9 protein-coding genes and 1 pseudogene are annotated in these 15,221 nt (G+C 63.5%); 4 read left to right on the plus strand and 6 right to left on the minus strand.

Going from position 1 to position 15,221, the window contains the following annotated elements; all coding sequences use genetic code 11:
* Window positions 1-86: 86 nt before the first annotated feature.
* Window positions 87-1,403 carry a TolC family outer membrane protein gene (locus VJ698_RS01105; protein WP_324100807.1) on the plus strand — a complete coding sequence of 439 codons (1,317 nt, stop codon included), beginning with the start codon at window positions 87-89 and terminating at the stop codon, window positions 1,401-1,403.
* 9 nt (window positions 1,404-1,412) lie between these two features.
* Here VJ698_RS01105 and VJ698_RS01110 read toward each other — a convergent pair whose 3' ends face one another.
* From VJ698_RS01110 to VJ698_RS01120, 3 genes are read right to left on the minus strand one after another with little or no spacing between them, the layout of a single operon-like run.
* A complete protein-coding gene (locus VJ698_RS01110; protein WP_324100796.1) occupies window positions 1,413-3,317 on the minus strand; it encodes a putative bifunctional diguanylate cyclase/phosphodiesterase in 1,905 nt (634 codons plus the stop codon).
* Window positions 3,314-3,892: a YfiR family protein gene (locus VJ698_RS01115; protein ID WP_324100797.1), complete on the minus strand. Its 579-nt coding sequence runs from the start codon at window positions 3,890-3,892 to the stop codon at window positions 3,314-3,316. Before VJ698_RS01115 ends, VJ698_RS01110 begins: the two co-directional genes overlap by 4 nt.
* Window positions 3,882-5,906, minus strand: a complete 2,025-nt coding sequence (locus VJ698_RS01120; protein ID WP_324100798.1) for a TonB-dependent receptor — start codon at window positions 5,904-5,906, stop codon at window positions 3,882-3,884. Before VJ698_RS01120 ends, VJ698_RS01115 begins: the two co-directional genes overlap by 11 nt.
* Window positions 5,907-6,273: 367 nt before the next feature.
* Here VJ698_RS01120 and VJ698_RS01125 point away from each other — a divergent pair, with 367 nt between their 5' ends.
* Genes VJ698_RS01125 through adeC form a run of 3 tightly spaced genes read left to right on the plus strand, consistent with a single transcriptional unit; the run spans window position 6,274 to window position 12,052 of the window.
* On the plus strand, window positions 6,274-7,473 hold the full coding sequence (locus VJ698_RS01125) for an efflux RND transporter periplasmic adaptor subunit (protein ID WP_324100799.1): 1,200 nt from the start codon (window positions 6,274-6,276) through the stop codon (window positions 7,471-7,473).
* 15 nt (window positions 7,474-7,488) lie between these two features.
* Window positions 7,489-10,635, plus strand: a complete 3,147-nt coding sequence (locus VJ698_RS01130; RefSeq protein ID WP_324100800.1) for an efflux RND transporter permease subunit — start codon at window positions 7,489-7,491, stop codon at window positions 10,633-10,635.
* Window positions 10,628-12,052 (plus strand): AdeC/AdeK/OprM family multidrug efflux complex outer membrane factor, encoded by a 1,425-nt coding sequence (gene adeC, locus VJ698_RS01135; protein WP_324100801.1) that lies wholly within the window; start codon window positions 10,628-10,630, stop codon window positions 12,050-12,052. Before VJ698_RS01130 ends, adeC begins: the two co-directional genes overlap by 8 nt.
* 260 nt (window positions 12,053-12,312) lie before the next feature.
* On the opposite strand, the gene waaA is transcribed toward adeC, so the two are convergent.
* The 3 genes and pseudogenes from waaA to VJ698_RS01150 form a co-directional block, all read right to left on the minus strand.
* On the minus strand, window positions 12,313-13,578 hold the full coding sequence (waaA, locus tag VJ698_RS01140) for a lipid IV(A) 3-deoxy-D-manno-octulosonic acid transferase (protein WP_324100802.1): 1,266 nt from the start codon (window positions 13,576-13,578) through the stop codon (window positions 12,313-12,315).
* Between the two features lie 33 nt (window positions 13,579-13,611).
* Window positions 13,612-14,631: a lipopolysaccharide heptosyltransferase I gene (gene waaC / locus VJ698_RS01145; RefSeq protein ID WP_324100803.1), complete on the minus strand. Its 1,020-nt coding sequence runs from the start codon at window positions 14,629-14,631 to the stop codon at window positions 13,612-13,614.
* Between the two features lie 19 nt (window positions 14,632-14,650).
* A pseudogene (locus VJ698_RS01150) lies at window positions 14,651-15,221 on the minus strand (phosphomannomutase/phosphoglucomutase); the annotation flags it as partial.

Genomic DNA, 15,221 nt, shown 5'->3' on the forward strand with positions numbered 1-15,221 from the left:
TGAGCCCACCGGAGAACTGAATGCCGAAACACGATATCGCCACGCTGATTGCCTGCTCCTTCCCTAGAGCGTTTAACAAAATGCCGATGGCAAGGTACGCTGCAAGCGGTATTTTGTTAGGTGCCCTTTCATTGAATGCGCATGCCATCAATCTGCTGCAGGTGTATCAGGAAGCGCTTGCCAATGATGCGCCCTACGCGAGCGCGCGCGCGGCACTGACCGCCGGCCAGGAGAAGTCGACGCAGGGCCGCTCCGGCCTCCTGCCCACGGTCGGCGTGGGCGGCGGCTACAGCCGCTCCAACATGGATGCCACGGTCGGCGGCATCCCCGCCAACCGCGATTTCAATACGAATACCTACACCATCTCGCTGTCGCAGCCGCTGTTCCGCCTCGCGAACTGGGAACAGTACCAGCAGGGCAAGCTTTCCGTCGCGTTGAGCGAAGCGCAATTCGGGCAGGCCCAGCAGGACCTGGTGGTGCGCGTGGCGCAGGCCTATTTCGACGTGCTGGCCGCTCAGGATGCGCTGGCATCGGTACAGGCACAAAAGGTCGCGATCACCGAGCAGCTCGCCTCGGCAAAACGCAACTTCGAGGTCGGCACGGCGACCATTACCGATACCCACGAAGCACAGGCGCGCTACGACCTGGCCGTGGCGCAGGAATTTGCGGCGCAGAACGACCTGGAGATCAAGCGCACCGCGCTGCAGCAGATCATCGGCAAGCCCGCAGGCGGCCTTGCCAGGCTGCGCCCCGGCGTACAGCTGACACCGCCCGAACCGGCCGATGTCGACAAGTGGGTGCAGAGCGCGGAACAGCAGAACTACGGCGTTCTCGGCCAGCAACTGGGCCTCCAGATCGCGCAGCACGAGATCAAGCGCAATCGCGCCGGCCACTACCCCACGCTCGACCTGGTGGCGAGCCGCAACCATACCAACCAGACCGGCAGCGCGATCAGTCCGGTGGGCAGCATCGCCGATACGAATACCGTCGGCGTGCAATGGGCAATTCCCCTGTTCGCCGGTTTCGCCGTCGACAGCAAGGTGCGCGAATCGATCGCGCTGGAAGACAAGGCTCGTTCCGACCTTGAAAACGCGCGCCGCGTCGCCGCACAGGGCGCGCGCCAGGCCTTTCTCGGCGTGAACTCCGGCCTTGCACAAGTCAAGGCACTCGAAGCCGCGGAAGTCTCCAGCAAGTCCGCGCTCGAATCCAACCGCCTCGGTTACCAGGTCGGCGTGCGCATCAACATCGACGTGCTGAACGCGCAGCAGCAACTGTATTCCACTCAACGCGATCTTGCCAAGGCGCGCTATGACACCATCGTCAATGGTCTGCGCCTGAAGTCGGCGGCCGGCACGCTGAAGGAAGATGACCTCGTGCAGGTCAACGCGCTGCTGAATCCGTAAGCCCTCGTCTCAGGGCGAGAACGTGGCCTGCTCCAGCAGGACGGAGTGCTTCCTCGCCAGATCGAGGACCTTCTCCGGTGGCAGCGGCTCGGAGAAATGAAAGCCCTGCATGATGTCGCAACCGGCCGAGCGCAGGAATTCGAGCTGCCGCTCGTTTTCGACGCCTTCCGCCACGACCGACAGGCCCAGCCGATGCGCCATGGCGATGATCGCCGTGGTAATCGCCTCGTCGTCGCGGTCGCCGGGGATGTCACGCACGAAGGTGCGGTCGATCTTGACCTGATCGATAGGAAAGCGCTTCAGGTAGGCCATGGATGAATAGCCGGTGCCGAAGTCGTCGATGGAAAAGCGGATGCCTTCGGTCTGCAAGCGATTAAGCAGGTCCACGTTGGCATGCACGTTCTCCATCAGCACGGTTTCGGTGATTTCCAGTTCGAGCTGCCCCGGCGACACCCCGAACTCGCGCAGCGCGCCGATGATGTCATGCACCAGGAGCGGGTCCTTGGTCTGGCGCGCGGAGAGGTTGACCGATACATGGATATCGCCCAGCCCGGCCTGCTTCCATTCGGCGACCTGGCGGCATGCCGCTCGCAGCGTCCAGCGCCCGATCGGCACGATCAGGCCGCTGTCCTCGGCGACGGGTATGAACTCGCTCGGGCTGATCGTGCCGAGTTCCGGATGATTCCACCTCAGCAAGGCCTCCAGACCGACCAGCTTGCCGTCGCGCAGCCTGACCTGCGGCTGGTAATGCAGCATGAGTTCACCGCGCTCCAGCGCCTTGCGCAGCTTGGTTTCCAGGGACAGCCTCTTCTGCACGCGCTGGTCGAGTTCCGGATGGAACATCTCGAATGCATTCTTGCCCTTCCCCTTGGCCTGGTACATCGCCGTGTCGGCATTGCGCGTGAGGGTTTCAAGGTCGACCGCATCGTCCGGCAATACGCTGATGCCGATGCTGGCCGTGACGTAGATTTCGTGCACGTCCACGTCAAAGGGCGAAGCCAGCGTCGCGAGTATCTTTTCCGCGACCCAGCCACCGTTGCGCCCCGAATCGGACTCGAGAATGATGGCGAACTCGTCGCCACCAATACGGCAGATGACGTCCCCGCTGCGCATGCATTCAAGCAGGCGCTGTGCCACCAGTTTCAGCAGCAGGTCGCCACTATGATGGCCGAGTGTATCGTTGACGATCTTGAAGTTGTCGAGGTCGATCAGCAACAATCCGACGCTGCCGCCGAACTGGTTCACCTTTGATATGGCCAATGACAGCCTCTCGTTGAAGGCATGGCGGTTTGGCAGACCGGTGACCGAATCCATGTGGGCGAGGTAGTGCAGGTGCGCCTCGGCGCTCCTGACCACCCGGCGCATGCGCGCCACGAGCAGGAAACCGACGGCCAGCGAGCCCAGTGCAATCATCAGCGTCAGGCCGGCGTAGCTTGCAAGGCGCGTATAGAGCTGGCCGAGGCTGGCGCGCAGCACCACGATACCGATATGGCGGCCATCGATGTTGACGCGCCTCGTCATGTCCAGATGATCGAGGCTGAATGCGTAACCCGACTCGATCAGCGATGCCGGCGGCATGACCACCTCTGCTGCATTGCGGCGGCGGTACGAAGCCAGCAGCTGCCCCTGCGCGGTGAAGATTCCGGCTGCCTGGATCGCCGGCGCGGCATCGAGCACGGCCAGCGTTTCATTGCTGGCGCGGCTGTCGCCGAACATGAGCGCCGCCGTGCTGTTCTCGCTGATGATGCGCGCCTGGACGCCAACGTCTTCGATCAAGGCGCTGCGCAGCGACAGATACTGGAACAGGATCAGCAGGACGCTCGCCACCAGCAGCGCGGCGGCAGCGGTCGCCAGGTTGGCCAGCGTCATCCAGTGGCCGATGCGCGGAGAACCGATGTCAGGCTGACTGTTCATTGGACAGTACGCGCAAGGCGCAGCAATTTTGAACTCAGCACCAGGCGCGCCTGCCGCGCCGCCCGCAGGTCGATGTCGAACACCATGCGATGATTGTCCGGCACCAGCGTGATGATGCTGCCGTCATGTCCGATGTCGTCGTCATCGGCAATCGTGAGCACGCTGGTGCCATCCAGCGCCTTCCTGATCTGCATCCAGCGTTCGCGGTCGTTGCTGTCGAGAAGAAGCACGTGGCAGCCGGCCAGGTTGTCCGGTGCAACCGTCTGACGCACGACGATGCGCTTGCCCTTGATCCGTTTCTCGCCCAGAGCGCTCAGCGACTGGTGCAGCGGATTGCCCGGATTGACGCAGATGTTCAAGTTTCCACCTTCAAAAACGACGTTCGCCGGCCATTCGGTGAACAGGGCGAAGTTGTAGACGAACGCGGCCTTCAGATCATACTCCGGCACCGGTTCGGCAGACAGCCTCGGCGACAGCAGCGAGAGCCATGCAAACAACGCGAGCCACACCGGAAGCGCCTGCGCAGCACGCCTTGTCGGACTGTTTCTCGCGCCGTGTCGCATGTCAGAAAGCATAGGTCATTTTCAGGCGGAAGCTGCGTCCGTCCTGGCGCAGTACATCCTGTACATGTTCCTCCGCGCCGGGATCGGCATAGGCACGGTCGAACAGGTTGTAGATGCTGGCTGACATTTCCAACCCCGGCGCAAGCCGCACGGAGGACAGAGTAAGGTTCGCCAGCCAGTAGCCGCCGGTTTCGCTCTGCAAGGTCTTGCGCCGGCCGACATACTGGCCTTCGACCCCGGCGCGCCAGCCGGAAGAGAACACAGGCGCGGACAGGTTGAGCTTCGCGAGATGGTGAGGCGAATTGACCAGCGGTGCGCCGGTCAGGTCGTCGCGGGTCTGCTGCCAGCTGTAGCTGCTGCGCAGCCGCATCCCGCCGCTCCACGCTTTCTCCACGCCGAACTCGATGCCGCGCGCCGTGGCGCGCGACAGGTTGCGGAACACCAGCAGGCCGTCGGCAGGATCCATGGTCTGCGTGATCAGGTTGGAAACGATGTTGCGGAATACCGATGCCGTCACGCGGGCGTCGGCGGCGAGCTGTTGCTCGGCGACCAGCTCATAGGTGCGGATGTGTTCCGCCTTCAGGTCGGGATTCGGTTTCTGCCCGCCGGTGTTCAGCACCTGGTAATACATTTCATAGGCATTCGGCGCGCGGAACGCGGTGCCGTACAGGGCCTTGAAGGTGGTGGCCGGCAACGGCCTGAAAATCAGCGCAAGCCGGGGATTCACGGTGCCGCCGGTGCTGGACATGCGATCGTAGCGCAAGCCCGCATTCAGCAGCAGGTTCTCGCGCAGCGTGACCTCGTCCTGCAGGTAGATGCCCGACCGCGTGCCGTGGCGGTGGTCATCCAGATACATCGCGTAAGGATCGACGTTAGTGTTGAACTGGTCGCGCCGGTAGTCGCGCTGATACTCGGCGCCGGCCACCAGCTTGTGGCCGGTGTAACGGGTGACCATCATCTTCGCTTCGGCGCCCCACCAGCGCGCGCGCCCGCCATCGCGGTTCACGGTCAGCGGCGGATAGTCGTAAATGTAGTCGCCGGTGTAATCGTATCGACCGGCGTACACGCGCGACGACACTTCCGTGGCATCCGCAAGCGTCGCGCGGTAGCCTATGTCGGCGACACTCTGCGCATCGACGGTATGCGAGCGCGGATCGTTGAACACCTGGCTGAAGGAGGCGGTCGGAACACCCTTGGTGCGCTCCGCATGCGAGGCCGATAGACTGAACGGTCCCATCGTGCCTTTCACGAAGACGCTATTGCCGCGATCGTAGTCGAGGCGATGCGCGATGCCGTTATGGGTGGCCGGCGTATCGAATTCCCGGAAATACAGGTCGGCGCCGGGGTCATTGAATGTGCTGGCGGAGAGCAGCCATTCCGCACCGTTCTCGCTGCGCTTGCCGTAGCTGGCTCGCAGCTTGCCGGCGCCGTGGGTGCCGCCCTGCACCGCTGCCTGTGCACCGTCCAGGTCGCGGCCGCGCTTGGTGATGATGTTGATCACGCCGAAGAAGGCATTGGCGCCGTAGATCGACGATCCCGGGCCAGGCACGAATTCCACGCGTTCGATCAGATCGACATCCAGCATGAATTCGCTGCCGATCGATGCCTGGTCATATACGGCGTCATTGTTGCGCACGCCATCGACCAGCAGCAGGAAGCGCGTGTTGTAGTCGCCCGGCCGCAGGAAGCCGCGCGCGCCGAGATAGCTGTAATTGCGGTCATTGGTGACATACAGGCCGCGCATGCTGCGCAGGATGTCGGCCAGGGTGCGCCAGCCGAATGTCTTGATGTCCGCCGCGGTGACGACCTCCACCGCCGAGGGTGCGTCGCTGAGCTTTTGCACGAACTTGGACGCGCTGTAGACTTCGAGGGTGAGGAGTTGTTCGATCGGCAATGCGGCGAGATCGAACTCGCTCGATGCTGCCCTTGCTGTCGTGGTGCCCGCCATCGTCACGGCACACGCGCAACACAGCCCGATGCGTCGCAGAGGAGGCGACGAGGGGAAACAGGCAAACTGAATCGGCATCTTCAACACCCTTGCTTGTATTGGCGAAAGCGCCCGGCAAGGGACTTCGCTGTCCGGCCGCTCCTGCAACGCGACAGGGCTTGCAAAAGATGCCGTTTATCAATATTTTACCCGACTACCCTGCTCAGGTTTACCCAGACCGCATAGGTTTTTTCATGCTCGCGCGCTTGCGAGATGCGGCCCGATGGCATTTTGTCCACTCTCAAAGGTATGAACAGGAAATCAAGGATATCGATAAAATAAGCGTTTGTTTATTTGAAATGTGCGGAGTCTTCCGGCCGACTGCCCTCCCCTCCGGAATTTTCCCTGGTCTTGCCATCCGCCTGTCCTGTCGACAGAGGCCTTCTTTTTGTTCTGCGAGTTATTTATGACTTCAGTTTGCCGCCTTACAGTAATTGCCGTAATTGCATCGATGTTATTCAGCCTGGCTGGATGCGGGGAAAAGAATGCCGCCGCCCAGACACCCGGCGGCGGCATGCCGCCGCCCGAGGTGGCAGTCGTGACCGTCCAGCCGGAGCGCATCGTCATGACGACCGAGTTGCCCGGCAGGCTGGAGGCCACGCGTGTCGCGCAAGTGCGCGCACGTGTGCCGGGCATCGTGCTCAAACGCACTTTCGAGGAAGGCAGCGACGTCAAGGCCGGAGAAGTACTTTTCCGCATCGATGCGGCGCCTTTCCAGGCCACCTACAACAGCGCGCAGGCAACGCTGGCGCGCGCGGAGGCCAACCAGGCCCAGGCCAACCTGAAGGTACAACGCTACAAGCCGCTGGTCGAGACCAACGCGATCAGCAAGCAGGAATATGACGATGCGCTCACGGCGCAGAAACAGACTGCTGCCGACGTGGCAGCGGCAAAAGCGGCGGTGGAAACAGCGAAGCTCAACCTCGGCTATGCCACCGTCAATGCCCCCATCTCCGGCCGCATCGGCCGCGCACTCGTGACCGAGGGCGCTCTCGTCGGCCAGGGCGAGGCGACACCGCTGGCGATGATCCAGCAGCTCGATCCGATCTACGTCAACATGACGCAATCCGCATCCGAACTCCTGCAATTGAAACGCGCGATGGAGAGCGGCAAGCTCAAGCGCGTCGGCCGCGACCAGGCAAAGGTGACGCTCGTCATGGAAGACGGCACCGCCTATCCCCATGCCGGCAAGCTGCTGTTCTCGGATGTGAGCGTCGACGAAAACACCGGCGCCGTCACGCTGCGCGCCAAGTTCCCCAATCCCGACCGTTTCCTGCTGCCCGGCATGTACGCGCGGGCTCGGCTGGAACAGGCAGTCGATGAAAAGGCCATCACGGTGCCGCAGCAGGCGGTCGTGCGCAACCAGGACACTGCTTCCGTGATGCTGGTCGGCGCCGACGGCAAGGTCAAGGCGCAAACGGTCAAGACCGGTTCGGCGCAGGATGACAAATGGATCATTCTGGATGGATTGAAAGCAGGCGACCGCGTCATCGTTGAAGGCCTGCAGAAGGCCCAACCGGGCGCGCCCGTGAAAGCCGTGCCGTGGAAGAATCCTGCCGCGAGCGCAACACCGAATGCCGCCCCGCAAGCCGCCCAGAAACCTTAAGCAAGGAATCGCCAGATGGCAAAGTTTTTCATTGACCGCCCGGTATTCGCATGGGTGATCGCGCTGTTCATCCTGCTGGCAGGATCGATCTCGATCACGCGCTTGCCGATCGCGCAGTATCCGACCATCGCACCACCCTCGGTCGTCATTACCGCCACCTATCCCGGCGCATCGGCCAGCACGCTGGATGAAAGCGTCACCAGCCTGATCGAACAGGAAATGAACGGCGCGGAGGGTTTGCAGTACATCGAGTCGCAGAGCCAGGCGAACGGCCAGGCGCAGATCACCGTTACCTTCACGCCAGGCACGAATCCCGACCTTGCCGCAGTCGATGTGCAGAACCGCCTCAAGCGCGTCGAGCCTCGCCTGCCGCAGGCGGTGACGCAACAGGGTGTGCAGGTGACGAAAGCGCGCAGCAATTTCCTCCTGTTCACCACGCTGTCTTCCACCGACAACAGCCTTGATCCGGTGGCGCTGGGCGACTACCTGTCGCGCAACGTGCTGAACGAGCTCAAGCGCATTCCCGGCGTCGGCGATGCCACGCTCTTCGGTACTGAGCGCGCCATGCGGATCTGGATCGATCCGGCCAAGCTGGTCGGTTTCAAGCTGACGGCCGCGGATGTGGCAGCCGCGATCCGGGCCCAGAACGCGCAAGTGGCATCCGGCACGCTGGGTGAGACGCCGAATCAGGATACGCAGCAGATCACGGCGCAGGTGATCGTCGCCGGCCAGCTGACCTCTCCGGAGCAGTTCGGCAACATCGTGCTGCGCGCCACCCCGAACGGCGCAACCGTACGCCTGCGTGACGTCGCGCGCATCGAGCTCGGCGGCCAGACCTATGCAACGGCAGCGCGACTCGATGGCAAGCCCAGCTCGGCCATCGGCGTGCTCCTGTCGCCGACCGCCAATGCGCTGGAAACCGCCAAGGCAGTGCATGCGAAGATGAAGGAACTGTCGCGCTACTTCCCTGCCGGCGTGAAATACGAGATCCCGTACGACACGTCCCTGTTCGTGCAGATTTCCATCGAAGAAGTCGTCAAGACCCTGCTCGAAGCGGTGGTGCTCGTGTTCCTCGTGATGCTGCTGTTCCTGCAGAACATCCGCTACACGCTGATCCCGACCATCGTGGTGCCGGTCGCGCTGATGGGAACCTTTGGTGTCATGTCGGCGTTCGGTTTCTCGATCAACGTGTTGACCATGTTCGGCCTGGTGCTGGCCGTCGGCATCCTGGTCGACGATGCCATCGTGGTCGTGGAGAACGTCGAGCGCATCATGAGCGAGGAAGGTTTGCCGCCGCGTCAGGCCACGCGCAAGGCGATGGGACAGATCACCGGCGCGATCATCGGTATCGTCCTGGTGCTGGTCGCGGTGTTCATCCCGATGGCATTCTTCGGCGGCGCGGTCGGCGCGATCTACCGCCAGTTCTCGCTGTCGATGGTGTCCTCCATGCTGTTCTCGGCGCTGATGGCGCTGTCGCTGACACCGGCGCTTTGCGCGACACTGCTCAAGCCGGTCGAAGCGGGTCACCATCACGAAAAGAAAGGTTTCTTCGGCTGGTTCAACCGCTTCTTCCACCGCACGGCAACCGGCTACCAGAGCTTCATCGGGCGCATCCTGACCAGGACCGGACGTTACATGGTGATCTACGGCGTCATCATCGCCTGCGTCGCCTTCCTGTATGCAAGGTTGCCGTCGTCCTTCCTGCCGATCGAAGACCAGGGTTACCTCATCACCAACGTGCAGCTGCCGCCGGGTGCCAGCGTCAACCGCACGCTGGACGTGGTAAAGCAGGTCGAGGACTATTACCTGAAGCAGCCGTCAGTGCAGCATACCGTCGGCGTGCTCGGCTTCAGCTTCTCGGGCAGCGGCCAGAACGCCGGCCTGGTGTTTACGCCATTGAAGGACTGGAAAGAGCGCGGCAAGGGAGAGTCGGCCACCGAGATTGCCGGACGCGCATTCGGCGCGCTGTCGCAGATCCGCGATGCGATCATCTTCCCGGTCAACCCGCCGCCGATCCGCGAACTGGGCAATGCCACCGGCTTCACCTTCCGCCTGCAGGACCGCGGCGGCCGCGGCCATGACGCGCTGCTCGCCGCGCGCAACCAGCTGCTCGGCATGGCGGCAAAGAGCCCCGTGCTGCAAGGTGTGCGTCCGGAAGGACTGGAAGACACGCCGCAGCTCGAACTGCGCATCGATCGCGACAAGGCCAACGCGCTCGGCGTCGCTTTTGCCGACATCAACAGCGCCTTGTCGAATGCCTTCGGCTCCGCCTACCTGAACGACTTCCCCAACGCGGGCCGCCAGCAGCGCGTGATCCTGCAGGCCGATGCGCCCGAGCGGATGCAGCCGCAGGACCTGCTGAACCTGTATGTGCGCAATGGGCAAGGCACGATGGTGCCCTTCTCGTCGTTCTCCAGCACGCGCTGGGCCACCGGCCCGGTGCAACTCGTCCGCTACAACGGCTATCCGGCGATGAAGATTTCCGGCGATGCCGCGCCCGGTCGCAGTACGGGCGAAGCGATGGACGAAATGGAGAAGCTGGCGGCTCAATTGCCGGCCGGTTTCGGCTACGAATGGACCGGCGGGTCGCGCGAGGAAAAGACTTCCGGCTCGCAGGCGCCGGCGCTGTTCGCGCTGTCGCTGATCGCGGTGTTCCTGGTGCTGGCTGCGCTGTATGAAAGCACCTCGATCCCGCTGTCGGTATTGCTGGTGGTGCCGCTGGGCGTGCTCGGCGCGCTGCTTGGCGCGACACTGCGCGGCATGCCGAACGACGTGTATTTCAAGGTCGGCCTGATCGCGATCATCGGCCTGTCGTCGAAGAACGCGATCCTGATCATCGAGTTCGCGAAAGACCTGCAGGCCCAGGGCCGCAGCCTGATCGACGCCACGCTGGAAGCCGTGCACCTGCGTTTCCGTCCGATCATCATGACCTCGCTCGCCTTTATCCTTGGCGTGCTGCCGCTTGTAATTGCCAGCGGCGCCGGTTCCGCCAGCCAGCGCGCCATCGGTACCGGCGTGATGGGCGGCATGATCACGGCAACGGTACTCGCGGTGATCATGGTGCCGGTCTTCTTCGTCGTGGTGCGGCGCATTTTCAAGGGCAGCGAACGGCAGCGCCAGATGTATGCCGCGCACATGCAACAGGAGGAAAGCAATGAGTAAGCGACTGACACTTTCGCTGGCCGCAGCAGGCCTGCTGGCCGGGTGTTCGCTCGCACCGACCTACCACCGCCCGGAAGCGCCGGTCGCCAATGCCTACCCGACTCCGACCGCGGAGAGTGCCGCCAACGCCGCCAATGCCGCATCCATCGGCTGGCGCGAATTCTTCCCGGACAAGCGTCTGCAGGCACTGATCGAGACCGCGCTCGCCAACAACCGCGACCTGCGGATTGCCGCACTGCGCATCGAGGAAGCGCGCGCGCAGTACAACATCCAGTCCGCAGACCTGCTTCCGACGCTCAACGCCACCGCTGGCGGCTCGCGCGCACGCACGCCTGCCAACCTGTCACCAACCGGTAGGGCGACCGTCGGCAGCAGCTACCAGGTCGGACTGGGCATCACATCGTTCGAGCTGGATTTCTTCGGCCGCGTGCGCAGCCTGAACGATGCCGCGCTGGCGCAATACCTGGCCTCTGAGGAAGCGGCGCAGGCCGCAAGAATCTCGCTGATTGCGGAAGTGGCGAAAGCCTACCTGGCGGAGCGTGCCTTCGCCGAGCAATACGAGCTTGCGCGCAAGACGCTCGAGAGCCGCGACACGGCATACAAGCTCGCGAAGCAGCGTTTCGACGTCGGCGCATCCTCCGCGCTCGACCTGCGCCAGAACGAAGTCCTGGTGCAGACAGCGCGCGCATCGCTCGCCACGCTGACCAGGCAGCGCGCGCAGGCAACAAATGCGCTCACTCTGCTGGTCGGCAAGCCCTTGGCTGGCGGCCTGCCGCCGGAGCAATCGCTCGATGCGCAGAATATCGTCACCGACATTCCCGCTGGCCTGCCTTCCGACCTGCTCGCGCGCCGCCCGGATATCCGCGCCGCCGAGCAGCGCCTGAAGGCAAGCAATGCCAACATCGGTGCGGCACGTGCCGCGTTCTTTCCACGCATCTCGCTGACCGCAGGCATCGGTACCGCCAGCAATGCGCTTGACGGATTGTTTGATGCCGGTTCGCGCACCTGGTCCTTCGCACCGCAGTTATTGCTGCCGATCTTCGACGCCGGCCGCAACAGCGCCGGCCTGTCGCTGGCGGAAGTGCGCAACAACATGGCCGTGGCGGATTACGAGAAATCGATCCAGACCGCCTTCCGCGAAGTGGCCGACACCCTGGCCGCGCGCGCCACGCTGGAAGACCAGGTCGCAGCGCAACGCGCGGTGCTGGATGCCGATGCGGACCGCCTGAAGCTGGCCGAACAGCGCTACCAGAACGGCATCGCAAGTTCGCTCGACGTGCTCGACGCCCAGCGCGAACTGTTCTCCGCCGAGCAATCGCTGGTCCAGGCACGGCTGCTGCGCCTGACGAATGCGATCGACTTGTATCGCGCGCTCGGGGGCGGCATCAGCGACGCCGGCCCTCAAGCCTCGAGGTAGGACGCAGCCTTACACCTGTCCACGAAAAATTCACAAAAATCTTTGTGCTTTTCGTGGGGCACGCCGAGTGTTTTTCGTGGACATGGTTTTCTGGGCAAGGGTGAACTGATCGGCCTTGTCTTGACGCGCTACTTCGGTGCTCGAAGCATTTTTGAGTGCCCACGGAAAACACTCGGCGTGCCCCACGAAAAGCACGAAAATTTTTTGTGGATTTCCGGGAACAGGCATATCGGCGCTGCGCACGTTTCTTACTGTCCGCGCTAATCCAGCAAAGGCTCCAGCAATCTTAACGTGCGCTGGGTCGCGCCGCGATGCAGGCGCGCGAATGCTTCCGCATTGACGCCCATGACGAGGCGTTCGTGCTCGGCTAGCAGCAGGCGTGCTGCTTCACGCAGCATCGACTCGGCATCCGCCACGCGCAAAGCGGCACTGGCGGCGATGGCGTCTTCGCTCACGCTGGCGAAATTGAAGGTATGCGGCCCGACAAGTACCGGCTTGCCGAGCGCGCACGCCTCGATCAGGTTCTGTCCACCAAGAGGAAGCAAGCTGCCGCCAATGAACGCCAGGTCGCATGCCGCGTAATACGCGAACATTTCACCCATGGAATCGCCCAGCAGCACGCGAGTACCGGCCGGGACGGGCGCATCGCCCAGGGTCGATCTGCGGCACAGGGAAAGGTCGTGCGATTCAATCATGCGCGCCACTTCATCGAAACGCTGCGGATGCCGCGGCACGATCACAACAAGCGCCCCCGTCAGATCGACCGCCGGCAAGGCATCGAGGATCAAGGCCTCCTCGCCTTCACGCGTGCTGGCGCAGAGCAGGACGGGCCGCGCGCCGATCTGCGCGCGGAGCCGCTCGCCCCTGGCAAGCATGGCTTCGTCCGGCGTGACATCGAACTTGATGCTTCCGGTGACATGCACGTGCGGTGCACCAAAGTCTCGCAGGCGGCGCGCATCGGCATCGGTCTGCGCGGCGACACAGGAGAATGCCTGCGCCGCTTCCTTCATCAGCGCCGACAGCCGCTGCGCCTTGGCCAGCGAACGCTCCGACAGGCGCGCATTGACCAGCGCCACCGGCACCTTGTGACGCGCGCATTGTGCCATCACATTCGGCCAGACCTCGGTTTCCATCAGAACGCAAGCACACGGCGTGAAGTGGCGCAGGAAGCGCGCGACCATCCAGCCGGTATCGTAGGGCAGATAGGATTGCCGCACGCGCACGCCGTATTTCGCGAACAGGGCCTGACCGGTCGCGCGTCCGGTAGGCGTCATGTGGGTCAGCAGGATGTCGCGCTCCGGATAGGCTTGCAGCAATGCTGTCACCAGCGGTTCAGCTGCACGCGTTTCACCCACGGAAACCGCATGCACCCAGATCATCCTGTGCCGGGGCGCGCTGCCTTGATAGAAACCAAAGCGCTCAGCCCAATGCTGACGATAGCCCAGTTCCTTGCGGCCGCGCCACCACAGCCTTGCCACGACTAGCGGCAAGGCCAGCCACCATGCGAGGGAATAGAGGAAACGCATCGGTTCAGTCTTCTTCTGCCTGGATGGCGCGCATCATGCCGGACCGGCCCGCGTGGCGCGCGCATTCTCCGGCGCGCCGAGCAATGTCATGATGGCTGCTTCCACTTGCGCCACGTCCGGCGGCGATCCCTGGTCGCCCAGGTTGATGATGTTCGGCGACCAGTCGCCCTCGGTTTTCCAGCGCGGCGAGTCGCAATAGAGTTCGATCGTCGGCCGGTTGTAAGCGGCGGCGATATGCGTCAGTCCGGTATCCACACCGATCGCGAGCGCTGCTCGCCGGGCGAACAGCACTGCTTCCATCATCGACAGCTTCGGCAGCACACGCGCATTTGGCATCTGCTCCGCGAGCTGCTGCGCCGCCTGCCGTTCCGCATCGCTGCCCCAGGCCAGCAGGACCGGCATGCCGCGCGCATGCAGCAGACGTGCCGTCTCGATCCAGTTGGCGGGCGCCCATTGCTTGGCGGCGCGCGCCGTCGCGTGGAAAAACGCTGCATATGGCACATCCGGCAGCCATGCCGGGGCTTGCGGAAAATCTGGCTCGCGCAGCATGAAGTCAGCGGGCGTATTGACCGGATAACCCAGCGCCGCTGCCGCGACCAGCCGTCCGCGCAGCACCCCGTGGGTGCGCAGATCGACCGGGACGCTCATCGAGTGAAAGATGCGCGACGCACCTTCATAACCGGATCCTTCGGTGCCGTTGGCGAGGCCGACGCGCTTGCCGCCAGGCGCAAGGCGCGCCAGCTGCATCACGATGCCGGTCTTGAGCAGGCCCTGGGTATCGAACACGTAGTTGTAGGCCTGCGCGCGCAGGCGCCGGACAAACGCGCGCATCTCGGCGCGTGTCGGCGCCGACAGAAGGCTCTTGCGCCAGCGCCGCAATGCGAACGGAATCACCTCGCGCACGCCGCTGTTCAGCTTCACCAGGTTGACGTAGGATTCCTCGACCACCCAATCGATGTGCGCATCCGGAAAGTGGCGCAGGATGTCCGCCACCATCGGCATGTTGTGGACCACATCGCCGAGTGAAGAGACGCGTACGAGGAGGATATTCACGGCCGATCGATCACCAACATCAGAACGGCAATGCCGCATCCGGCTTGACGGCGAGGATGGCGCGCCGGAACTCGCCCTGGATGCGCTGCAGCGCCTGTTGCGATTCACCCTCGAAGCGCAGCACCACCACGGGCGTCGTGTTCGACGAGCGCGCCAGCCCGAAACCGTCCGCATACTCGACCCGCACGCCGTCGATCGTCACGATCTGCTCCGCGCCGGGAAACTTCGCCTCCTGCTGCAGCCGCCCGATCAGCGCGGCGTTCTCCCCCTCCTGCATCTGCAGGTGCAGCTCCGGCGTGCTGGTCGACTGCGGCAGCGCATTGAGCACCGCCGACGGATCCTTCTCGCGGCTCAGCAGCTCCAGCAGCCGCGCCCCCGCGTACAGCCCATCGTCGAAACCGTACCAGCGGTCCTTGAAGAAAATGTGCCCGCTCATCTCGCCACCCAGGGGCGCACCCGTCTCGCGCATCTTCGCCTTGACCAGCGAATGCCCGGTCTTCCACATCAGCGGCCGGCCGCCATGCTTTTCGACCCATGATGCGATGTGCCGCGTGCATTTCACGTCGTACAGAATGTTCTCGCTTGGATGG

It is taken from the genome of Noviherbaspirillum sp., from assembly GCF_035254685.1.
In the GTDB taxonomy this organism is placed as follows: domain Bacteria; phylum Pseudomonadota; class Gammaproteobacteria; order Burkholderiales; family Burkholderiaceae_D; genus Noviherbaspirillum.